At 58.5% G+C, this 23,982-nt stretch carries 16 protein-coding genes; 10 read left to right on the forward strand and 6 right to left on the reverse strand.

The features are described 5' to 3' along the window. Window positions 1-34 precede the first annotated feature (34 nt). From ACS92L_RS01115 to ACS92L_RS01125, 3 genes are all read right to left on the reverse strand, one after another. Window positions 35-901, reverse strand: a complete 867-nt coding sequence (locus tag ACS92L_RS01115; protein ID WP_438766462.1) for a hypothetical protein — start codon at window positions 899-901, stop codon at window positions 35-37. A 301-nt stretch (window positions 902-1,202) separates the two neighbouring features. Continuing rightward, window positions 1,203-2,021, reverse strand: a complete 819-nt coding sequence (locus ACS92L_RS01120) for a hypothetical protein (RefSeq protein ID WP_438766463.1) — start codon at window positions 2,019-2,021, stop codon at window positions 1,203-1,205. Window positions 2,022-2,316: 295 nt separating this feature from the next. Then, window positions 2,317-3,138 carry a glycosyltransferase family A protein gene (locus tag ACS92L_RS01125; RefSeq protein WP_438766464.1) on the reverse strand — a complete coding sequence of 274 codons (822 nt, stop codon included), beginning with the start codon at window positions 3,136-3,138 and terminating at the stop codon, window positions 2,317-2,319. A gap of 61 nt (window positions 3,139-3,199) precedes the next feature. On the opposite strand from ACS92L_RS01125, the gene ACS92L_RS01130 reads away from it, so the two are divergent. The 3 genes from ACS92L_RS01130 (at window position 3,200) to ACS92L_RS01140 (ending at window position 8,283) form a co-directional block, all read left to right on the forward strand. Then, window positions 3,200-3,538: a hypothetical protein gene (locus ACS92L_RS01130; RefSeq protein WP_438766465.1), complete on the forward strand. Its 339-nt coding sequence runs from the start codon at window positions 3,200-3,202 to the stop codon at window positions 3,536-3,538. A 312-nt stretch (window positions 3,539-3,850) separates the two neighbouring features. Continuing rightward, window positions 3,851-6,481 carry a beta strand repeat-containing protein gene (locus ACS92L_RS01135; RefSeq protein ID WP_438766467.1) on the forward strand — a complete coding sequence of 877 codons (2,631 nt, stop codon included), beginning with the start codon at window positions 3,851-3,853 and terminating at the stop codon, window positions 6,479-6,481. 191 nt (window positions 6,482-6,672) lie between these two features. Beyond that, window positions 6,673-8,283: a hypothetical protein gene (locus ACS92L_RS01140; RefSeq protein ID WP_438766469.1), complete on the forward strand. Its 1,611-nt coding sequence runs from the start codon at window positions 6,673-6,675 to the stop codon at window positions 8,281-8,283. Between the two features lie 214 nt (window positions 8,284-8,497). Here ACS92L_RS01140 and ACS92L_RS01145 read toward each other — a convergent pair whose 3' ends face one another. Then, on the reverse strand, window positions 8,498-10,189 hold the full coding sequence (locus ACS92L_RS01145) for a polysaccharide pyruvyl transferase family protein (RefSeq protein ID WP_438766471.1): 1,692 nt from the start codon (window positions 10,187-10,189) through the stop codon (window positions 8,498-8,500). A gap of 127 nt (window positions 10,190-10,316) precedes the next feature. On the opposite strand from ACS92L_RS01145, the gene ACS92L_RS01150 reads away from it, so the two are divergent. The 3 genes from ACS92L_RS01150 (at window position 10,317) to ACS92L_RS01160 (ending at window position 16,418) form a co-directional block, all read left to right on the forward strand. Next, window positions 10,317-10,517, forward strand: coding sequence for a DUF6447 family protein (locus ACS92L_RS01150; RefSeq protein ID WP_438766472.1), 201 nt, complete (start codon window positions 10,317-10,319; stop codon window positions 10,515-10,517). 127 nt (window positions 10,518-10,644) lie between these two features. Continuing rightward, window positions 10,645-12,135, forward strand: coding sequence for a mannose-1-phosphate guanylyltransferase/mannose-6-phosphate isomerase (locus ACS92L_RS01155; protein WP_438766473.1), 1,491 nt, complete (start codon window positions 10,645-10,647; stop codon window positions 12,133-12,135). 488 nt (window positions 12,136-12,623) lie between these two features. Further along, entirely contained in the window at window positions 12,624-16,418 is a 3,795-nt protein-coding gene (locus ACS92L_RS01160; protein WP_438766475.1) for an alginate lyase family protein, read from the forward strand. 92 nt (window positions 16,419-16,510) lie between these two features. Here the strand turns inward: ACS92L_RS01160 and mqo are convergent, their stop codons facing one another. After that, complete coding sequence (gene mqo, locus ACS92L_RS01165) at window positions 16,511-18,202, reverse strand: malate dehydrogenase (quinone) (RefSeq protein ID WP_438766476.1); 1,692 nt, start codon at window positions 18,200-18,202, stop codon at window positions 16,511-16,513. 361 nt (window positions 18,203-18,563) lie between these two features. After that, a complete protein-coding gene (locus ACS92L_RS01170; RefSeq protein WP_438766478.1) occupies window positions 18,564-18,779 on the reverse strand; it encodes a hypothetical protein in 216 nt (71 codons plus the stop codon). A gap of 505 nt (window positions 18,780-19,284) precedes the next feature. On the opposite strand from ACS92L_RS01170, the gene ACS92L_RS01175 reads away from it, so the two are divergent. The 4 genes from ACS92L_RS01175 to ACS92L_RS01190 all read left to right on the forward strand — a co-directional run bounded on the left by ACS92L_RS01175 (window position 19,285) and on the right by ACS92L_RS01190 (window position 23,807). Next, on the forward strand, window positions 19,285-19,473 hold the full coding sequence (locus tag ACS92L_RS01175; protein ID WP_438766480.1) for a hypothetical protein: 189 nt from the start codon (window positions 19,285-19,287) through the stop codon (window positions 19,471-19,473). 265 nt (window positions 19,474-19,738) lie between these two features. Further along, the gene (locus ACS92L_RS01180) at window positions 19,739-20,557 is read left to right on the forward strand and encodes an HAD-IIB family hydrolase (RefSeq protein ID WP_438766481.1); all 819 of its coding nucleotides are present in this window, start codon (window positions 19,739-19,741) and stop codon (window positions 20,555-20,557) included. Between the two features lie 19 nt (window positions 20,558-20,576). Beyond that, the gene (locus ACS92L_RS01185) at window positions 20,577-21,797 is read left to right on the forward strand and encodes a glycosyl transferase (protein ID WP_438766482.1); all 1,221 of its coding nucleotides are present in this window, start codon (window positions 20,577-20,579) and stop codon (window positions 21,795-21,797) included. A gap of 339 nt (window positions 21,798-22,136) precedes the next feature. Then, complete coding sequence (locus ACS92L_RS01190) at window positions 22,137-23,807, forward strand: alkaline phosphatase (RefSeq protein WP_438766483.1); 1,671 nt, start codon at window positions 22,137-22,139, stop codon at window positions 23,805-23,807. Window positions 23,808-23,982 lie beyond the last annotated feature (175 nt).

Genomic DNA, 23,982 nt, shown 5'->3' on the forward strand with positions numbered 1-23,982 from the left:
CGCTGCTTTATCGATCAGACACTTTCGCCAATCGTCAGGACTTCTGGAGCCGCTCCGACAATGCCGGTGCCTCTGAAGCGTCACAATGTGGCAGGCCCTTCAGTTCAGGGAACAGGGACAGAAGCCGGGTCACGCCTTGTTCATCCGCGATGCGATGACGACGTACGAATCTGCTTTTGACGCCTGTTCTGCCGCGATAGGTCGAGACGTCATTCTCGCCGTGATTCACCATGTACACTCCCATGTCACCCGTCAGGGGCGCCAGCGGCCGGCCGTGCTCGCAGGCGATGTCATGATACTGCTTGTGCCCGGTAAAGCGGGTGAAGTAGGCGTCTTTGGCGGAAAGCGCCCGAGGCAGCTCCTCGTGCAGAAAGTAGACAATCGCGCAGGAGCCGCAGTGCTGCCAGAACGGGGAGTGCAGCGGCCCGCACTGGCCGAAGGTGCCCGTGGCACAATCAAACATCACCCCCTGATTGATCAAATAGCCCCTTTGATTGTCGTCGGCAAACACCCGGGCGACCAGCTCGGGATGGACCAGGTCATCGGCATCCAGGTGCATGTAGTAGAAGGGCTTGTCCACTTGCCGTGACAGCGCCACGCCGATCAGACGTTTTTTGACCGGCTTGTCACTGCCGGTCAATCCCTTGTCATCGACCGGCGGAGGGAGCGGGGTATCGGCCAGTACAAATTCAACATCAAGCCCATGGGTGTCGATATCGGGTCGTTCGTGACAGGCAATCAACACCCGGAAATCGCCGCACTGCTGGCGTGACAGGCAGGCCAGTGTGCGCTCGAGATTGCGACACACCAGCGCCCAGTCGCGGCAGCGCGCCCTGGCGCGTAGCGGAATACCAAAATAAAAGCGGCCATTGTTATCGCTGGTTGACGTCTTGTCTGTCATCGCCTGTCTCATCGTCTGGTACGCCATGGTATTAATAACGTAACAGCAAAGTGATTAAAATTGTATCCGTTCGTTAAACCCCGGCGCGTTGGAAGCAGTACAGGCAACACGACAGACAGGAGAGCGGGTGGCATCCTGCTGACCCCTTCAATTTGGCACCCGTGTCGTGATCACGATAAAACGCCGCAGCCCTCGGGCCGCGGCGTTTTATTGTCTCGATCAGGAAAGGCAGGGCGTCCAGAAAAGCGCCAATCGACGGCAAAAACATGCCGAACGCCGACGCAGCCCTCATGTGAAAGGGCTACATCTCCCTGAGCTGGGGATACAGCGTATACAGACGCGCCTGAAAATCGGTGTCGCTTTCAGCATACTTTCGAACGTAGTTTTCCTTGCCTTCCCCTCTGTTGCGATAAGCGGTGTAATCATTTTCGCCGTGATTGACCATGTATACGGCCATGTAATCGTCATAGGCCGTCAACGGCCGGCCGTGCTGTTCGGCCAGGTCCGCGTACTCCTTGTGGCGCTGAAACTGCATGAAATAGCAGCGCTTGTCCTTGATGGACGCGGGAAGCTCGTCCGGGGTGATATAGACCACCGCGCAGGAACCGCAGTGCTTCCAGAAGGCCAGGCGTTCCGGACAGCACAAGGCAAAGCGATGGTTCAAGCGATCGAAGATGATGCCCTTGTCGATCAGATAGCCGCACCGGTTGTCATCGGCAAGCGTTGTGGCCACAAGCTCGGGGTGGATCAGATCGTCGGCGTCCAGATGCATGTAATAAAAGGGCTGATCAACCTGGCGTGCCAGTGCCACGCCGACAAGAGCCTTTTTCATCGGTTTGTCATTGACAGGCTCGCCCTTTGAATTGACGGCATCCGGTGCCGGCGGGGGCGTCTCGGCAATGATAAATTCAACATCGAGACCGAACGTATCGACCTCGGGGCGTTCATGGCAGGCCACCAGAACCCTGAAATCAGCGCGGCTCTGTCGGGCCAGAGACAGCAGAGTCTGCTCAAGATTGTTGCAGACCATCGTCCAGTTCTGGCTGCAGGCTTTGGCTCGAAGAGGAATGCCGAAGTAAAAACGACAGCCTTTGGCGTCAGTTAACGTTGTGTCTGTCATGTTTCCTCGTGCACAGGCTTAATGAAGTCGTCTTTTTATATCATGTCCCTGAACCGGCTGTACCGGCGCATAACCATCGCGAGACGGGAAAACACGCGATGTGACATGAAAGGAACGCCGCTGTAAAACCAGGTATCGGCGTACTGAAACCGTTGTGCCGGCCCCATTAAAAAACGCCGACGTTTTGAAACGGCGGCGTTTTTTCAAAGCGGGTTGCCGCGGCCTTCAGAGACCGGATATTGACAGTGTCGTGTCGCCGGGCGGATCAGTCAGCCATATCGTTTGAAAAGTGTGGCTAAACGGTCTCAAGCTGTGGATACAGCGCATAAAGCTGCTGCTGGAAGTCCACATCAGCCGCGCTGTACCTGCATACGTATTGGGACTTGAAATCACTTTTATTGCGGTAGGTGGTGAAGTGATTCTCGCCGTGATTGATCAGATAAACGGCCATGTAATCTTCAAGGGGAGTCAGTGGCCGGCCGTGCTGCTTGCACAGATCGGCGTACTCTCTGTGGCGTTGAAACTGCACGAAATAGCAGCGCTTGTCGCTGATGGATTCGGGCAGCTCCCGGGGTGTGAAATACACCACGGCGCAGGAGCCACAGTGTCGCCAGAAGGGCATGCGCTCGGCGCTGGCCAATGCAAAACGGCGGTTGGCACAGTCAAACAAAACGCCCTTTTCGATCAGATAGCCGCGCCGATTGTCATCATCAAGCGTTGTGGCCACCAGTTCGGGATGGATCAGATCATCGGCATCCAGATGCATGTAGTAAAAGGAGTGTCTGACCTGACGTGCCAGAGCCAGCCCCAGAAGGCACTTTTTCAGCGGCTTGTCGTTGACCGGCTGCCCCTTGTGGTTGATGGCATCCACTGCCGGCGCCGGCGTCTCGGCGATGACAAACTCGACATCGAGACCGCAGGTATCGATCTCGGGGCGCTCGTGGCAGGCGATCACTACCCTGAAATCGCGACGGCTCTGCCGCGCCAGTGACATCAGGGTGCGCTCGAGGTTATTGCAGACCAGTGTCCAGTTCCGGCTGCTGGCCTTCGCCCTGAGAGGAATACCGAAATAAAAGCGACAGCCTTCGGCGGTATCGATGGATGTTGTACCTGCCATTCTTTCTCCTGTGCGCCGATACGATCATGTTCGGCGGTGCGGCATCAGGTGGTGAGCCGGAATGCCCAAGACGTATGAATCCTTCCTTTTCCTGCTGCGCCAGCTCATCGGCTGTGGCCTGCATCAACGCTTGATGGCCCGCATGCTCGAGGTCCGCCATCGTTTCTTCAGCCGGTTGCATCGTTTTATATCAGTTTTTATGAAAAACGGTTCATTGATCACTGTTTCCGGGTCAGCTGTTGTCGCTTTTAGCGAAAGGACAAAACCTGATGTCGGTTGGCGGGACAGGCCTTTGGTTGTATTTCAGAAGGTGATGATCGAACAGGACGCGGTAACAATCATGCAGGAGGCAGTAAGGGATTGTGCGAAAGAGCCGGTTCCACTGGCTGTGGCGCAATAAGCTTTATTGAAACTTAATTTAATTACCGTTTAATTTTCAATGCAGATGTCGTTTTGGTTAAAACTACTTGAACAGTCCCTAAAGTATTGGGAACGACGGCAAAAATCCGGGGAAATGGACCAAATCTTCTAAACACAATGGATTAATGGTTTCTGACGGTAACGTCTGGTTTTGTTCAGGAAACATAATTAGGATTGTCGTTGAGAAAGGGCGTCAAAAAATGACACTAAAGTATTAGGAGTTATTTTTTGTAAAAAATCATGGCGCCTTGCTCAACCTTCGAAGGTTTCTTGATCAAGGAGTGTTCTTGCAATGCCAAGACTAACGATTAACAACGAGCTGGCGAACAGCATCTACGGTTCCACCGGCAGCGCCTATTTCGATGACGACGGTGTTGCGCGCGAAACGAACCAGATCCAGATCGAAGATTTTGTCAACGAGCGCGTTGTCATCACCGACGAGCTGACCAACGACATCAATGTTTCCACTGTCGGCCCGCTGCAAAGCCTGCGCCTGCAGGACGGCTGGGACGACAATGCTTCCGTCACCCTGGGCGATAACCAGGCTCTGTGGCTGAACGGTTTTAGCGACAACGACGACTCGCTGTCGGTCAATCTGGCCGAGAGCAGCACCAGCGGTGCCGCTCGCGTTGTTCTCAACGACAGCTTTTTCAACGGCTCGCTGGAATCCACCGATGATGACGGTGTGGTCTCCGACCTGGCGCTTGAAGTCGGTGAAGACGGCGAGCTTGACACCAGCAGTGTTAATACCGGCAGCATCAGCTCTGCCTCGCTGGTCTCCACGATCAACGTGGGCGACAGCATCGAAACGCTGGAAATCGAATCCCAGGCTAACACCGGCAACTCTGATCTGTTCTCCGACAACGTCGCGCTCAACACGCAGATCAATATCGATGGCGCCAACTCGACGCTCGAGACGGTCAACATCACTGGCGTGCGTAACCTGACCTTCAACGCCACCGCCAACCTGACCGCTCTGGCCGCCATCGACGCCAGCGCTCTGCAGGGTTCTGCCACCATCAACACCACCGCTCTGGAAGAAGGTGTTGCCATCACCGGCAGCGACAACGGCGACCGCTTTGAACTCAGCGGCGGCGACAGCCTCAGCGCCGGTGCCGGTAACGACCGCGTCTTCATCGACTACGACAGCCTGGCCACCCTGGGCGACATCGACGGCGGTGACGGTTACAACACTCTGCGCGTGACCAACTTCGGCGATATCGCTGACGGCTCCGACATTAATCTGTCCGCCGTTAACAACGCCAACAACATCGATCGCATTACCTTCTACACCGAAGACAACGACATTACTGTCGATGCCAGCACGCTCGACAACCTGGCGCAGATCCGTTTCGCCGATGGCGATCCGTCCGACGACAGCCAGGTCCTGAACGATGACGGCGTTGTTGTTGGTAACCGCAACGGCCTGAGCGCCACGCTGGAAAATGCCGACGGCACCCAGCGCATTGACGCCATCGACGGCGGTGATCTGGACATCACCACCACGGAAGGCACCGAGTCACTCACCATTCGTGCCAACTTCCTCAACAACGGCACCGAAGAAGGCGAGACCCTGACCCTGTCGGTCAACAACGCTGCTGACGACGACAGCCTGTCCACGCTGAACCTGGGCGGCAACGGCCGCATCGCCTATGATGCTTCCGACGATGCTGACATTGTCACCATCAACGCCGGCACCCTGACCGGCGGTCTGACCTTTACCAATGGCGATGCCGACCTGGCTGAAACCATCGTTCTGGCGCAGATCGAGGAAGGCTATAACGGCACCGGCCATGACGACATCAGCGTCAACTCGCGCCTGGGTCTTGAAAGCGATCTGGTCGATACCATCACCAACTTCAGCGTGGCCGACGACACTCTGCGCTTTGACGGCGACATCATCACCGGCGACAACATCGTTGCCGCCGACATCGGTGATGCCTCCTCGCTGACCAGCGCCTTCCGCGCGGCCGCCGCCACACAGAATCTGGGCGATCAGTACGCCTCCTTCTCCTTTGAAGGCGACACCTATCTGTACCAGAACTCCTTTACTGACGGCCCTGCCTCCGCCGGCGCCGACAGCCAGGACTTCGGCCTGCGCCTGACCGGTGATGTGGATGTCCAGCAGCTGGCCGACAACACCGATCAGATCGTTGATATTAATAATTTCATCGATAATGATGGCACTACTCCGGACGACGGCACTACTCCGGACGACGGCACTACTCCGGACGACGGCACTACTCCGGACGACGGCACTACTCCGGACGACGGCACTACTCCGGACGACGGCACTACTCCGGACGACGGCACTACTCCGGACGACGGCACTACTCCGGACGACGGCACTACTCCGGACGACGGCACTACTCCGGACGACGGCACTACTCCGGATGACGGTACTGCTCCGGACGACGGCACTACTCCGGACGACGGCACTACTCCGGATGACGGCACTACTCCCGATGAGGGACCGCAGGCGGGTACCACCAATCCCATCGAAAGTGCTTCCGGTCCACAGACGCTGGAAGGCACAGCAGCCGATGATGTCTTCACCTACACCAATATTACGGATCAGGGTGGCGATACCATCAACGGTTTCGGCGCTGAAGGCACCGACTCGTTCCAGTTCTCTGAAGCCGATCTGGACGGACTGGCAGGTAGCGACCAGTTCACTGCCGGTACATTCGATGCCAGCGATTTCATAGCATTTGGTGGCGATGGCTCCAACCTGAATGCTGATGCAGGTAACGCTCGCTTCATCTACGACCAGAGCAATGGCAATCTCATCTTTGATGCATCGGGCGATTCGACTGCACCTGGTGACGGTACCGGTGTTACTGATACCGCTGGAGATGACGTTCTTGTAGCGAATCTGAATGGTATTCCTGACCTGACCGCTGACAACTTCGCGATTGCCTGATCGCTGTTGATCTCGGTAAACGAACCCCCGCTTAGGCGGGGGTTTTTTATGGCCTGCAGAAAGGGCGTCGCGGCCATGTGATGCAGCGTATTCATGGCCGACGGGATTCGCCTGTCGCCACGGCCGCCTGCCTGCGCTAGCCTGAGAGCCGCGCTGTACGAGGCCAGCGTGTTGCACGGAGCACAGCCCCCATGACGGATTCGGTATTTCTCTTTTCAAGCGCCACCGGCGTGCCCGAGCGCTGGTTCAACGGCTACTGTTTTGCCGGGTGCGATTTCATTGCCGGCGAGGGCGGCGCGCAGCGCTATCGCCATGCCACCGGCCGGGACGTGCCCATCGGCGAGGATGGCTGCTATGTCACCATTGCCCCGCATGGCGCCACCACGCGCATCGGCGCGGACTTCAAGGGCTACAAGCATCTGTACTACTACAGCGTTGGTAACCTCTGGGCGTTTTCCAACTCCCTGATGGCCCTGGTCGAGCATCTGACCGAGCAGGGCGTGACGCTGCAGATCGACCGCGCCCAGCTCATGGCCTGGCGCCATCCCAAGCCCTTCACCGCCCAGCCGGCCTCATTTGCCACCGCGGTCGATGAGATCCGCATTCTGCCCTCATTTGACGCGCTCGAACTCGACAACGGCCGGCTCATGCCCGTGGCACTCGAACCCCGCGCGCCGGCACACAACTATCCCGAGGCGCTCAAGCACTATCTGGAGCTGTGGCTGTCGCGCATCGGCGCTCTGGTGCATCACGGCCGGCTGTCACTGATCGTTGATTTGAGCGGCGGGCGCGATTCGCGCGCGCTGCTGGGCTTTTTCCTCGCCGCGCGCAAGCGCCTGAGCCAACAGGCCTCGATGGACAACCTTTATCTGCGCTCGGACAAAAAGGACCGAATGGTCAGGGATCTGGAAATCGCCCGGGCGCTGGCCGGGCACTACGACCTGCGCCTCAACCGGAAGGTGCCCCGGGCGCTGCCGCTGGCGGTGCCTCACGCCTATCGCGACTGGAAGGCGCTGTGTCTGGGCATCTATACGCCGGTCTATTTTCCCTACACGCTCAACACCTCACGCCTTGTGCATTTCGGCGGCGGGGGCGGTGAGTCCCATCGGCCCTACTATCCGCTCATGGCGCCGGAAAAGTACCTGTGCGCCAAGCACAAGGGCTTTGCCGAGGAGGGCCTGGTGGCGCGCTGGCAGCGCAGCGTGCTGGACACCATCGAAACACTCAAGCGCCACAACCCGAGCGATATTCATCCGCTGATTCTGCACTACCGCGAGTTTCGCGACCGCTTCCACGTCGGGCGCACGCTGCAATACACCACCATGTGCGCCCCGCTGGGCAGCCACGCGCTGATGCGCTGCGCCGATATCTGCAGCCGCGAGCATCTGGAAGCCAACCAGATTCTTTATGACATCATGGAAAATCTGGCGCCCGGCCTGGCCGAGCACCCCTATGATGACGATGCCAAGGCCCCCACGGCCGACAACATGGCAAATCTTGCGCATGTCACTCTCGATGACGACCTGCCCATCGGGCAGGTTTACAGCGACGATGGCGAAGACACCGCGCATTCCGACGAGGGCACCAGCGCCGAGCGCATTACCCTGCTGCGCGATGACATCGTGCGCCGCTGCGCCGACATCGTGGCCGCCGGTATCGACAAGGAAGAGATCGAAGAAATTCTGGCCCGGCTGAACGAAGCCATCGACCGGGGCCGGTTCAATCACTCAAGCGAGGGGCGCCGCGCCGCCGGGCTGCTGCTGGCCGGCGAGCTGCACCACTGGATCGGGCGCTATCGCTAGCGGCAAAATGACCGCGGGATAGCGGCGCGGCGCCATGGTTTTCCTGAAACGAGGGTGGGTTGATGTGGCCGCGCCCCGAAGCTTCAGGAATGTCGTGCCTGTTGGATGACCTCCATACCCGGTAGCCACTAAAAGGCCCCGCCATGGCGGGGCCTTTATGGTATGAGCGGCAGGTGAGCGCCGTTCGGTAAGGGTCTTGAGGATTCGAAAGGCCTCAACGATCCGATTTGAAAAGCCGGCGCAGCGAGAAGCGCCCGGGCTCCGGCTCGGCCGCCGTATCGGTATCGGCCGCGACGTCCGGCTCGGGCAGAAAGTGCAGGCCGGTGGTTCTGGCAAGCGCTTCATCGGTGGTGGAAACACGCTCATTGTGCAGGCGGGCCAGCGTTTCGAGACAGCGCTGGTCGCCGGCGACGTGATGGCGCGGCGTGTCGCCTTCGATGTAGTCATGCCCGCCGGAGAGCGTGATGCCGGCAATAACGACGTGTTCGGCGCCGCTCCACAGGGCGACCAGCAGGGCAAACACCCCGTTGGAGACACGCTCCTGCCAGTGGCCCAGCCCGGGCTCTCCCTCGCCGGTGGCCTCACCGGCGATGGCGGCGCGGGTCAGCGGGTCAATGTCGAGCCACTCGTCGAAGCCAAACCCGCTATCGCTCAAAATGCGGCGGGCGCTGTCACGGTCGTTGCCGGCGCTGACGAACAAAAGCTTGCCGGCGTGCAGCCCGCTCAGCTGCTCCAGGCTCTGCCGTGAAACGTCACGCTCCACCAGGGTCGTGTAGCCGGCCATGATGGTCAAATCGGGCGTGAGCCCGTGCCCGGCCGCCACGCGGGGCGAGCCGTTGACGCACACACAGCGCTCAAAAAGGTGCGGTTCGGGCAGCCGGGCGCCGGGGGCGGAGCCGAGCACCAGACAGCGCCGGCCACTCAACAGGGGCGCAAGCGTTGCCCTGAGCGGGTCTAGAATGTCCCGGCTCTGGCGCAGGTGCTGCACAAGCGCCAGCGCTTCAGGGCTATCAAGCTTTGGAGGCTTTTTGCTGGCGTTGTCCTGAGTCGGTGAGGCGGCGCTACGAGGGGCGGTGTCGGCGGATGCTGAAGAGGCGGGCGGGGCCAGCTGCCAGGCGGGCTGCTGTTCCATCCAGTCAAACAGGGCTTCACAGGTAGAGGAAGCATCCACGCCGTCGTCGATGGCCTGTTTGAGCGCTGAAAAGTCCTGAAAGACCGGCACCTGAATGCCGGCAGTGGCCATCAGGCCTTCGATTTTGTGGGTGTTGCCGGTCAGCGCCACAAACGGGCAGCGCGCGCGGCAGGCGGCGTAGACGGCGTGATGGCGCCCGGTCACCAGCAGCTTCGCGGTGCGCAGCGAGCGCACCAGCGACGACCATGACATTGCCTGCATGTCTACGGTGACAAACTTCTGCGCCCACTTGCTGTTGACCCAGGCAAAGGCATCGAACTCCTGTGCCCAGAAATCGGTCAGAACGATCCGGTCGCTGAAATCGATAAACGGCGCATCGGGGTCGATGTCATCATAAAAGGATTGATCGAAGGCGATTTCGGCGCTCACGCCCTGGGCGGCCAGCGCCTGTTGCGAGTGCACCTCGCGCACCACGACCCATTCGCAGCGCTTTAACACATCGGCGTCGCGCTGAGGGTTGTCCTGCCAGACGGTATTGACCAGCATCACGCGGCGATTCTGGTCAAGGGCGTGCTTGATCTGATCCATCTTTTTGCGAAAGCCGCGGCTGTTGTGGTGCATCGAGCCTTCGCCGTTGACGACGAGCAGATCAAACTCGTCCTTTGCTGTCACCAGCCGTCCATGGCGCGCCGCCTCGGCACTGATGACGTTCCAGGCGGCTTTCGAGCCGCAGTGATAGTTGGAATGATCGCCGGTGGCGTGAATCCGGAGCATGACGTCGGGTCCTGAAAATGTGTGAGGGCAGGTGGTTAAAATGCTGACCTGAAGGCGTCGAGGTTGAAGTTGTCTCCCGAGGCGGTGAGAATAAGTGCTTCATTAAAAAGTTGGAGAAAATATTACCATGTCTGAAGCCAATTCCATCAAGATCGACGGCAAGGATTACGACACGACATCTCTGACAGACGATGCCCGCTCTCAGATCCAGAACCTGCGCGCGACCGATCAGGAGATCGCACGTCTGGAGCAGCAGCTGGCGATCGTACGCACGGCGCGTAACGCCTATGCCAGTGCCCTGCGCAAGGTGCTGCCCGAAAACGATTGAACGAATTTCGGCGTCAACGGCCGTTTTCGGAAAGCGTCTTTTATCGAGGCTCCTCGGCGCCGATAAAAGGCGCTATTTTATGAGCTCAACTTCGCCGTTCATCGTTTTTCGCACAGGGAGCCGGGCCATGACGTCTGATGGAGATGAGTACGCCGACACTGCGGATACACTCTATCCGGTCATCCTCTCCGGTGGTGTGGGCACCAGACTCTGGCCGGCGTCCCGGCAGGCCTGTCCCAAACAGTTTCTGGCCCTGGTCGACGACGAGCGTTCGCTTTTGCAGCAGACCCTGTCGCGGCTGGACGGGCTTGGCACCGCGGGCGCCCCCATCGTGATCTGCAATCAGGCCCATCGCTTTTTGATCGCCGAGCAGCTTCGCCAGGTCGGTATCGAGCGTGCCGATATCATGCTGGAGCCCGAGGGGCGTAACACGGCGCCGGCCATTGCGCTGGCGGCCCTGCAGGCGCTTGAACATGATGAGACGGCGCAGCTTGTGATCATGCCGGCCGATCATGTCATCAAGGATCAGGGCGCCTTTGCCACCGCGGTGCACCAGGCGCGCGAGCTGGCACGCCAGGGCTATCTGGTCACGTTTGGCATCGAGCCCCACACTCCTCATACCGGCTATGGCTATATCCGCGCCGGGTCGGCGCTCGAATACGGGTTTACCGTTGAGCGCTTCGTTGAAAAACCCGACGCTGAAACCGCCCGGGCCCTGCTTGAACAGGGCGGCCATTTCTGGAACAGCGGTATGTTCGTGGCCGGGGCGCGGGTGCTTGTCGAGGCGCTGGCAGCGCATGCACCGCAGGTGCTTGCCACCGTCACGGCCGCCTTTGAGCATCGATGTCGTGATCTCGACTTTATCCGTCTTGAGGAAAATGCCTTTGCCGAGACGCCCTCGATTTCCATCGATTACGCCGTCATGGAGCACACCCGGCGTGCGGCCATGCTGGTGCTTGCCGGCGGCTGGAGCGATATCGGCGCCTGGGATGCGGTATATGAGGCGCGCCACCACGAATGTGATGGCAATGGCAACGTAACACAGGGGGATGTGCTGTTATATGACACGCACGACAGCCTGGTCATGAGCCAGTCGCGGCTGGTAGCAACGCTGGGCCTGTCGAATGTGGTGGCCATCGAAACCGAGGATGCCATCCTGCTGGCCGACCGAAGTCGCATGCAGGAGCTGAAACACATCGTGGCGCGCCTTGAAAGCGAGGGCCGTACGGAAAGCCGTAACCATCGCCGGGTCTACCGGCCGTGGGGCTGGTATCGCGCCATGGTTCGAGCGCCCGGATTTCAGGTCAAGGAGATCATGGTCAATCCGGGCGCGGCCCTGTCGCTGCAAATGCACCATCATCGCGCCGAGCACTGGGTGGTGGTGCAGGGCACAGCGAAGGTGACGCGAGGCGATCGCGATGACGACTCGATGCAAACGCTGCGCACGCTGCTAATTACCGAGGATGAATCGATCTATCTGCCGCTGGGTACCGTTCATCGACTGGAAAATCCGGGCCATATCCCTCTGAAGCTTATCGAGGTGCAGACCGGTCGCTATCTGGAGGAAGACGATATCGTGCGTTTTGAGGATCGCTACAGTCGCATCAATGATCGCTGATTGCGATGCCGAGAGCATGTTGTAGAACCGCAGCCTTTTCCCGGGTGCGAAAAGAGAATAAAAGGCGAACAATCTCGATGTCTTCGGCCCGAGCCGCTTGCGGCTTTTTTATTTGATTGCCTGCCGAGCCAGTCCAGATGTGGTTGTAGATCAATGATTAAAAAAATATTACTAATATAGTTCATGGTTTGGACTTTTTTTTGAACACATCTTGTGTCTTTAATATTGCCAACGGTCAAACCTGTCATCTGAAAACTTACATTTTCGGGCCTTTGTAACATGTTGCGCAAACGGCGCGCTCTGGTATTCGAAACGCAATAATCGGATACAGATCGCCACTCGTTAAGCCCGGGATTGTTTCCTGCCGTCGCTGTAGATTGTGTTCCTTTATTACCTGGTTCATGAGTCGATCCGATGCCATGCAACGGTATCGATTCGAGAGCCTCCGGCATGGGCTGGAGGTGACAAGCGGCACAGGAGTAGCGCCGATGCTTTCCATAGAGAAGGCCATGTTTCTTGAGGTCTGTTCCGGTTTTTCTTCGGGGTTGAAGTATCGCTATCCGGATATCGATGTTGAAGGCATTGTCCGTCCTGACACCGTCGTGCTTGATGGCGATCATCTAGTCGAGCTGGCGGCACTGTGCCGTTCAGGATATGCAGAAGGGGCGACCCTGCTTGAGGCGCTGCGCGCCCACGCTGAACCGCTTTTGACGGCAAGCGAGGACAGCGTGGTTCAAAAGACCCGCGTCGAAGCAGGGCTGTCACCCAACGACTACTCAAGCCTTGCGAAATACTGGTGGCCGGATCAACAAAGCGATGACGGCCTGCCGTATGTGCGACACGACGGGGAGGTCAATCCGGACTGCTATAGCGAGCGTTACGACGCCGCACGACTGGTTAATATGGTGGAAGGGTTGCAGGTGCTGTCGCTGGCGGCCTGGCTGACCGGCGATCAACGCTACGCTGAATGCGCCGTTCGCCGAATCAGGGCCTGGTTTCTGGATGAGGCCACACGCCAGACACCTCATTTCGAATACGCTCAGCAGGTGCCCGGGCGGGCACAGACCCGAGGTGCGGCCATTATCGAGGCGCGCCATCTGATCTATGTCACTGAAGCCGCGCTGCTGCTTGAAGCCATGAACGCTTTGACCGGCGAGCAGTCAGCCGCTCTGCGTCAATGGTTTCGAGCGCTTCTGGACTGGCTTCACGACAGCGAGACAGGCAAGGAAGCCGCGCAGGCCGGCAACAATATCGGGTTCTGGTATGACCTGCAGCGTATGGCTTACGCCTCGTTCACAGGCGACTCAAGACTTGTTGAGCACATCGCGCTCAACGACGTTCGAGTACGCGCCCTGGACCAGATCGAGCCTGACGGCGCGCTCGCCATGGAAATGCAGCGCGCCCATCCTCAGGATTACGTGAGCTTTACGCTGGTCGCCATGGCGCAGCTGTCGCGCTACGCCGAACAGGCGGATGTACCGCTCTGGGACCAGCAGGATGCTGATGGCAGAGGGTTTCAGGTCGCGCATGACTGGCTCAGTCATCAGGTCGAAAGTCGACAGGCTCGACAGCAGGCGAGTGTGCTGCAGGCGTTGACCATGGACGGTCGTGATGATGCCTTTCACTGGCAGGCTGCCACCGCTGCCTCGACAGTCTCTGATCTGACCCTGCGTCTGGGTTTGGTCAACCGTCTGGCTGAAAGTCGTCAGCAAATGCTGACAAAAAGGGCACGCCACAACCGCGTGCATCTTGAACATATTCAGACACTTGAGGATAAACTCAAGGACGCCGAGAAAACCATCAGAGCACTGCGCAAGCGATCGACGGCTCGAGAAGAGGAGCAGGCGCAGTCGCATCAAAGGCAAAGTGAACTTTTTGACACGATCGAGCAGCTGCGCGAGCAGATAACGGCGCAGCAGCAGGAAAGTGTTCTCCTTGTTGATCGCATGGCGGCCTTCGAGCAACAGCATGAACAACAATGGATGCTCTCCAGCGCCAGCATCGAAGAGATGAAACAGCGCCTGAGTTCGCCGCCACCGGCCATCGAGGCTGCGAAAGCATCTCGCCAAAACAGATCACGCGAAAGATCCCGGGCCCGGGATCTTTCGCATCAATCCGATATTAATCGCCGCGATCAGCAGATTGATGCCCTGAATCGCCAGCTTGTCGAACTCGGCCATCGTCTGGAACGAGAGCAGCGAAAAAACGATCAACTGATGAGCAGCCGCTCCTGGCGACTGATGTCACCGTTTCGTCGACTGCGACACATGGTCGGGCGAACTGCGGGTCTGGAAACCCTCTCATCGCCGTCAAATGGGGGTAATGCTTCAGCCAGGTCCGGAAAGGCTTCTGCCGGAGCCTCCATCGAAAAGGCCTTTGATCCGCTGGCGGCGCTTCACGCCGTTACGCCCCGAAACGGTGACGCCCTGCAGCTCGAATACCGGGAAAAGGGGCTGGATCAGGTGCCTGATACGTTCGTGTTGTATCGAATTATCGGCAACGACCTTTATCCCCGTCATCGCAAGGGGCAAACGCGCGACAATCTTCGATTCATACTTGAAAACGAGCCGCCGCTTGATAACTGTGAAAAGCGCTGGGTCGTCAATCGGATTGTGGATTCCAGCGAAGAGCGAGCCGTGATTCGCCTGCTGGAAGAGCACGGTCAGACATGGCTGCATATCCCTTTTGATGCCCGGGAGTACCGGGGCATTGGATGGGATTATCAGAGTCTGCCCACGTCGGACTTTTTAAGCAGTGACAGTTTTGACAGCCTGTCGTCTCATCAGAAAAAAAGGATTCAAACGGCGACTTATCGCCTGAAAAACAACTACGTCATGAACAACAATGGCGCCCGCAACGCAGCTTTGCGACAGGGCCGTCAGGAGGGCAAGTGGGTGCTGCCCTGGGATGGTAACTGCTTTGTGACGCCGCAGGCATGGCAGGCCATAATGGAAGCGGTCACCCAAAGGCCGTGGCTGACGCATTTCGTGGTGCCCATGGCCCGCCTTCTGGACAATACGCATCTGCTGGAAAAGGGGTTCGCCCCTGACCCGGTAGAAGAGCCTCAGCTGATCTTTCGCCATGACACCACAAGCGATTTCAACGAGGCATTTTGCTACGGGCGTCGCCCCAAGATCGAAATGCTCTGGCATCTGGGCGTGCCGGGCAAATGGGATGACTGGAACGATGAGTTGGTCGACCAGCCGCGTCGAGGCCTGTCCGAGGAAGCCTTTCAGTGGGGCGTGGCAGGCTGGGTGGCGCGGCTGTTTTCCGGCATGGGCCATATGGAAACACCCGACGATGCCGGCGCTGTCAGTCGTAATCAGCATCGCCAGGATGCCATCATGGATTTTCTTGAGCGAGTGGATGGCCTGGCCGCTCTGCACGCAGGTGACCGGCGCGACATGCTGCTGGAAGAAACGGATAATCCATCTACTGGTCTGGCTGTGAAGCCGGAGAGCTCGACGCCAGAGCCGATACCCTTTGTGTTTGGTATTTCGCTTCGGGCCAGAAGTACGACCAACGACTGGCCACTGGTATGCCGGAATCTGGAAAGAACCCTGCATAATCTGGCCCGCCAGGGTGACAGGAACTTTCAGGTTTATATCGTGGTACACGATATACCCGAGATCGATACGCAGGGACTTGATGTTCGCTTTATCACCGTTGATTTTCCGGTGTCGTTCAACGAGGAAGGGCGTCCGGTCAACGACAAAAACCGCAAAAAGCGAATGCTCGGGGCGCATTTGTATGCACAGAAAATGCCTGCCTTTTATTTCATGGCGCTTGATGCAGACGATCTGTTGCATCCGGATCTTGTTAAAACGGTCAGGGCCGGCAACAGCCGCGCAGGCTACCTGATCGAACGGGGCTATATGTATGACTGTGGCAGCCAGGGAATCGGGCGCTGTAATGAGCATGCCAAACGCTTCTGGGAGCAGTGCGGTTCATGCGCCATTTTTTACATCGAGCCCGACGATCTGCCCGTCAACAAGGAAGACAGGCAGGCCTATTTCTCGCGTCTGGGCGAGCACAGCAAATACCATATTGTGGCTCGTGAGCATGGTCGAGAACTGATCCCCCTGGATGGCTACATGGGCGTTTATCTGGTCAATCATGGTGAAAACGACTGGTCCGTCTATCGGGGCAAAGAAGGCACCAAGGAGCGATATGTCGATCGAAACGGGGTTGATGATGCTGAAGGCATTGCCTTCCACGAAACATGGCCTGAGCTTAGAGCGAGCATACAGTCGTCATCCAGTGATATTGCCGACAGGGCGTGACATGAGGCGTTGAGTCGATATCCGCTGCCTTGTATAGAACGAAAAACGCCACCCCGCGGGGTGGCGTTTTTAATGACCAGCGTCAGAACCACTCAGACGTTGTCACTCGTCTCGACGGCGTCTGTTTCTTCGCCGCCATTACCGGGCTGCTCACTATCGCTTTCCTGACCGCGGGCGCGGGCCTTGAGGGCCTCGATACGCTCGGCATTTTCGGCAGTAGGCTGGGTGTCGCCCAGTTCCAGTACGCTGCTGGTATAGGAACGGATCTCGTTGGTGAGCTGCTCGTTGCCATCCAGCGTCAGGCCGTAGGAGGGAATCATGCGCTTGAGTTTGCCCTGCCACTGATCGGAGGCCAGCTGCTCGGGGAAGACCTTCTCCATCAGGCCCAGCATGATGGTCGGCGCGGTGGACGCCCCCGGAGATGCCCCCAGCAGGGCCGACATGGTGCCGTCCTGTGATGTCACGACTTCGGTGCCGAACTGCAAAACGGCGCCTTTTTCCGGGTCCTTTTTGATGATCTGTACGCGCTGGCCGGCGTTGATCAGCGTCCAGTCTTCGCGTTGGGCCTCGGGGTAGTACGCCTTGAGCGCTTCGAAACGATCATCTTCGGACAGCATCACCTGGCCCACCAGGTACTTGACCAGGCTGAAGTTATCCAGACCGACCTTCATCATCGGCAGGGTGTTGCTGGTGGTCATGGAGCCAAAAAGATCCGTCCACGAGCCGTCTTTTAGAAACTTCGTCGAGAAATTGGCAAACGGACCGAACAGGATACGCTGCTTCCCATCCAGCTTGCGGCTGTCCAGGTGCGGTACGGACATCGGGGGTGACCCGCTCGCGGCCAGGCCATAGGCCTTGGCATGATGGCGATGGGCAATCTCGGGGTTGCTGGTCACGAGGAACTGACCACCGACCGGGAAGCCGGCGTAGATTTTCCCTTCGGGGATGCCGGATTTTTGCAGCAGGGGCAGGGCGGCACCGCCGGCGCCGATGAAGACGTAACGGGCGTTGATGCTGTGCTCTTCGCCGCCATGGTCGAGATCCGCCCAGGTGACTTTCCAGCTGCCGTCATCGTTGCGCTTGAGATCGCGCACTTCGCTGCCGGTGCTCAGGCTGAAGTTGTCGTGCTGTTCTGACAAGGCGCTGATGAGCTGGCGGGTAACTTCGCCCCATTCGGCGTCGGTACCGGCCTCCATGCGCGTCGCGGCGACCTTCTGGGCGGGATCGCGACCTTCCATCATCAGCGGTGCCCATTCACGGATGACCTCGGGGTCTTCCGAGTACTCCATGGCCTTGTAGAGGCTGCTTTGCTGCATGGCGTCATAGCGTTTTCGCAGAAAGTCGATGTGATCATCGCCCCAGACAAAGCTCATGTGCGGTGTGTTGTTGAGAAACGAGCCCGGGTCATGCATGACGCCGTTGAGCACTTGATACGACAGAAACTGTCGGGTGATCTCAAAGGCTTCGGTAATTTTGGGTGGGCGGGAGACGTCTACACTGCCGTCGTCACGCTGCGGGGTGTAGTTCATCTCTGCAAAGGCGGAGTGACCGGTGCCGGCATTGTTCCAGCCGTTGGAGCTTTCCTCGGCCACCTGGTCCAGACGCTCATACATGCTGACCTTCCAGTCGGGCTGAAGCGCTTCCAGGTAGGTGCCCAGGGTGGCGCTCATGATGCCGCCGCCGATCAGGGCGACATCGATGGTCTCGCTGTCATCGGCAGCCATCGCGTAGCCTGAAGCCATGCAGAGGTTCAGACACAGCGCCGCTGTCAGTTGTTTTTTCATGAAGTGTTTTTCTCGACTTGCAAAGTAGGGCTCGCCATCGACGGCGAGCCACCCATCACGACCTGAAAAAAGGCGATGGGCAGGGGAGTGCGCGAAATGAAGTGCGACACTTTAACGCAGACCTGCTTAACAAGGCGTTTATGGACTTATAAAAAACGCCTGGCCCTTTTGTTTAATTCAAAAAGGAAAGGCGGGTCGCAATAAGGAGGGAAGGTCAGGGCAGGTACCGATCCAGAAAGGAAAAAATCCACACAAGGCGGATTCAAAAAGCATTCGGTTCGATGCGCCATCGAGCGCTTTTTTCAGGAAATGAGGGGCTCGCCAGGCGAGTACCGAAAGCCGGCCCGCTGCCCGTTCAGGCTCAAAGGCTGCGCAGGGTCTGCGTGTCGTATTCATCGTCGTTGGCACTGTCGGCGTTCGGGCGCGGTTTGGCAGCGCCCGCAATGATCAGGGCGTGTTCATCGCCCACGGGGCCTGCATGGGAGCGAGCGGTGCGCACGAAGCTGCTGGCAAGCCACAGACTGACGCCGCACCACATCACCATCGCTACTGCCATCGTCATCAACAAGGAAGCCATGAGTGTTCTCCTGCGTGGGATATTGTCACGCAGGATGGCGCCACGACATGACGTCGCCGGGTCAGATCGATGACGCTTTGGTGAAAACCGCGAAAAAAATACGATTTCCTGGGCGTCTCGTGTGCAGTGCCTGCAAAGCCGGAAAAGTGAAGTACCACGCCCGGGACAGCCGAATAATGGGAAGACAGTGCGGTTGGGTAACCGTCATTTGAATCAAGGTGTTAGCTTCGGGACTGGTTTTATGGCAATGAGTGGATTCATTCTTTTTGGCATTAATGCAGTCTTTGGTGTGAATCCGGCCGGTTGTTAATCATTATTTTGCCCGCCTGGAGGTATGAGTCGGTCGAATTTCTTTCGGCACAAAGCGGTTAAAGAATCTGATAACCCCCTTGATACTGCTGTCTTATTTTGACGATTAGACCGCAAATCTGCACATCTTGTTACTTCATGTTGCGTCATCTTTCTCTCGTTCACATTTACCGCATCGACGGTGGAGACAGGGAAAATGAGTCAGGCAACCATTGCACTTCTAATTATCTTGTTCCTTGGCAGCGGCGTTGCCTGGTGGAACAGCAATCGGCACGACAGCAGCAATGGCGGTCATGCCGGCTACCACGACGGCAACCACGGTGGCCATGGTGGCGGCAGCGGCGGTGGCGAGATCCACTTCCCCGACCCGCAGCAGTGCTCCTGAGCACGTAGCAGCTAACAAAATTCGATCGTCGATGATGTTCGTGTAACAGCACTGACATCATCGATAGTAAAAGGCCCATCGCACTGCGATGGGCCTTTTGCGTATTGGGAGTTGCCCATCCCGGTGTTTCATTTTTGACGACAACCCTGGTTGACACGAGCAGGTCATCTTTACTGCCCGCGCCTTATATGATGTGTTTAAGTTCATACAGACTATTCTGATTTTTCTGTCGCCGATAACGGCCTTTTCTTATAGAGCTGACACCATGACATCAACGCCACAACCGCCGCTGCTGGTGTTTACGGATCTGGACGGATCTCTGCTGGATCATGCGAGCTATGATTACACTCCGGCTCTGGCCTGGCTTGCCCGTCTCAAAAAGGACGCCGTGCCGCTGATCATCAACACCAGCAAGACGGCGGCCGAGGTCATGGTGCTGCATCAGACGCTGGAACTGGTCTCGCCCTTTATCACCGAAAACGGTGCCTCCATTCATCTACCGGCCTCCTGGTGTCTTGACGAAACGCCCGATGATCGGGGCTGGGCGGATATCGTGCTGGGAGTGCCCTATCGGCGAATCCGTGACGTGCTGGAGGCCATCCGGTCCACTGAAAGGTTTCGCTTTCGAGGCTTTGGCGATTTCAGCATCAAGGAGGTGGCCGAGCATACCGGCCTGGATAGCCAGGGCGCCGAGCTTGCCCATCTTCGAGAGGCCTCCGAGCCGTTGATCTGGGAAGACACCGACGAGGCGCTCGAACGCTTTCGGCTGCTGCTGATCGGGGCCGGGCTGTCCCTGACCCGCGGCGGGCGCTTCTATCATGTACTGGGCGACAACAGCGGCAAGGGGCGTGCAATAGCCTGGCTGGTGGACCGCTATCACCTGCTCAAGGGGCGGCGGCCAATGACCATCGGACTCGGGGATGGCCCCAACGATGTGGCGATGCTGGAAAGCGTTGACCGGGCGGTGCTGATCCGCGGCGAGCATGACCTGACGATCAATATCGCCGAGACTGTCCAGCTTTATACAACAACACAAAAGGGCCCGGCAGGCTGGTCGGAAGGTCTTGATCACTGGCTGGGCTGACAGCGACAGGGGAAAGACGATGAGCGATTTTTATCAAAACGGCATCATTACCAACTTCCATAACCTCACGCGGCGCCCGCTTGAAGCGCTGGAAAGTGATCTGGTGGGGTTTTCGAAGCGCCGTCCGATGGGGCTGATCCTGCCCTCGCTGTTTTCAGAGCTTGAAGGCCCGGCGCTTACCCGCATTATCGATCAGCTCTCGCAGGTCGAGTATCTCGACGAGATCATCATCGGGCTGGACCGGGCCGACCGGGACCAGTTTCTCCACGCCCGGGAATTCTTCTCCCGGCTGCCCCAGCGTCACCGCATCCTCTGGAACGATGGCCCGCGCCTCAGGGCGCTGGATGCCGAGCTTGCCGCCGAATCGCTTTCGCCTCAGGCGCCGGGCAAGGGGCGCAATGTCTGGTTCTGCTCGGGGTATGCCATCTCATCAGGCCGTACCGAGGCGATCGCGCTGCACGACTGTGATATCACCACCTACGATCGCTCGATGCTGGCGCGCCTGCTCTATCCGGTCGCCAATCCGCATTTCAACTACGAGTTCTGCAAGGGCTATTACGCCCGCATCGCGGACGGCAAGCTCAATGGCCGAGTAGGGCGGCTGATGGTGACACCGCTGTTGCGCGCGCTGAAAAAGATCCATGGCCCGCTGGATTATCTGAACTATCTCGACAGCTATCGCTATCCGCTGTCGGGAGAGTTCGCCATGCGCGCCGACGTATTGAACGACATTCGCATTCCCAGCGACTGGGGCCTGGAAATCGGCGTGCTCTCGGAAGTGCATCGCAACTACTCCACCAAGCGGCTGTGTCAGGTCGATATCGCCGACAACTATGATCACAAGCATCAGCCGCTGTCGCCGGAAGACGCCTCCACCGGGCTTTACCGAATGAGCACCGACATCGCCAAGGCGCTCTATCGCAAGCTGGCAACGCTGGGTGTGACCATGAACGAGGCCCACTTTCGAACGCTCAAGGCCACCTACTACCGCACCGCGCTCGATATCATCGAGAACTACTACCACGATGCGATGATGAACGGCCTCAAGGTCGATCGGCACAGCGAGGAGCAGGCCGTGGAGCTGTTTGCCCAGAGCATCATGGAAGCCGGCGTCGCCTTTCTCGAAAGCCCCCGCGACAAGCCCTTTATCCCCAGCTGGAGCCGGGTGCAGTCCGCCTTTCCGGATATGCTCGAGCGCATGTATGACGCCGTGGAAGCCGACAACGCCGGCGATGTGTAGGGGCGATTTAAAATGGCCGTGAAAAGCGCGTATGGCTTGCGTCCTGCCACCCCGCCCCGTGATGACACCTCGTTGCTAGGCGGTGTTGAGGTGTCGTCGTAAAAAATACTTACATACTGTTGCCAATCATTGCGTCTTTAAACGCCGTGGTCATCTGGATGCAGGCAAACCGTCATGAGTGGCGGGCGAACATGTCCGGGCGGGTGGTTCAGACCCGGGCCTTGAGCTCCAGACCCTGTTGTTCGGACAACGCTGTCCGGATTCTGTCACGGAGAAGGTCACTCTCATTAAAGCGCGCATGGCCCGGTTTCGGGCACATAACGACTCAGGAGAATGACGATGTTCGGCTACAGCAACGGCATGTACGGCAACACCGGTTCACTGTATGGCAGCAACGCGATGACCATGGATGGTGCGTCTTCCGCCATGTTCTCTCCCTTTCAGTCCCTGTCACCGCTTTCAGGCCTGTGGTCCGGCAACGACACGCCCTGGGCGTCCGAGCCAGCGCTGGTCCCGGCCTTTCTGGATGCCACGAAATCGATTCTGGATGGCTACAGCCAGGCGCTGGGCCAGCTGAGCGATGCCTTCCGTGATGTGCTGGCCGGTCAGGATGACCAGCCGGGCCAGTCGCCGGAAATGCCGGGCATGCCGTCGCCCGAGCCGGAAGTGCCGGCCAATGATGGTCTGGCCCAGAACGTCATCATGATGGTGCCGGACGGCTTTGGCACGGACTACTCCACGGCCTTTCGTACTTTCAAGGGCGGTGAAGAAGTGCCGGCCTGGGATGCCGAAAACATGCTGACCGGTGCGATCAAGACGGAATCCGCCAATTCGCTGATTACCGATTCGGCGGCGGCGGGCACGGCCTTTGCCACGGGTCAAAAAACCGACAATGGCCGGATCTCCACCGCACCGGACGGTCAGGATCTGGAATCGATCGTGGATCTGGCCCAGGCGGCTGGCAAGTCCACCGGCGTGGTTTCGACCTCCTCGGTCACGCACGCCACACCTGCCGTATTCGGCGCCAACGTGGCCGATCGCAACGATGCCACCACCATTGCCGAGCAGTTCATCGGCAACGATCAGCTGGATGTGATGCTGGGCGGCGGTCTGCAGTACTTCACCTCTGAAGAGGACGGTGGCATGGCCGCAAGCGACCTGCTGGCTCAGGCCGAGTCGCAGGGCTATACCTTCGTCGGCAATGCCACTGATCTGGAAAGCGTGGAAGGCGATCGCCTGCTGGGGCTTTTTGCCGATGACGCCATGGACACCAGCTATGGCGAAAGCGGTGATGACCAGCCCACGCTGGCTCAGATGACCCAGACCGCACTGGATACGCTGTCGCAGAATGAAGACGGCTTTTTCATGATGGTCGAGGGCAGCCAGATCGACTGGGCCGGTCATGCCAACGATGCCGGCTGGGCCATGAACGATTCGCTGGCCTTTGAAGATGCCGTGAAAACGGCCCAGCAGTTCTCCGAGGAGAACCCGGACACCCTGATCGTGATTGCGCCTGATCACGAAACCGGCGGTATGTCGGCACAGTCCACGCAGGACAACAACGCCTCGATCTATCAAAACTTCACCGCCACCTACGAGCAGATGTACGACGAGGCCGGCGAGCGCATTGACGCCGCCGGCGATGATGCCGGCGCGGCCGGGATCATGCAAAGCACCGTGGCCGAGATGACCGGCGGTAGCGTTGAGCTGACCGATGAGGAGCTGGACACGATCCTGTCGGCTGATGATGCAGATGCCGGTCTTGCGGCTCTGACGCAGACGCTCAACGCCCAGGGCGGTATCAGCTTCAGCTCCGGCAACCACACGGCGGAAAACGTGCCGCTGTACGCCTCCGGCCCGGGTTCGGACATCTTTGCAGGCCTTTTGGACAACACCGAAGTGGGTCAGGGCCTGGCCACGGCCATGGGGCTTGAGTTCTCCGATCTGCCTGCCGCCGAGGTCATGGGCGTGGACACCCAGCTGCAGAACAGCGAGCTGGCGGTCGCCTGATCATCGACCAATGAGCCGGTGCCCCGCTCGGGGCACCGGTTTCAATCGATCAGAACGCCCACCCTTAAAACAACATTCCTCAGAACACCATCGATCAAAACAACAACAACGTCAGTTCTGCGATAACAAGAAAGACAGCATCAGAAAGGGCGCCCCGAAGGGCGCCCTTTTTTAC

The sequence above is a fragment of the Kushneria halocnemicola genome (genome assembly GCF_965650455.1).
Taxonomy (GTDB): domain Bacteria; phylum Pseudomonadota; class Gammaproteobacteria; order Pseudomonadales; family Halomonadaceae; genus Kushneria.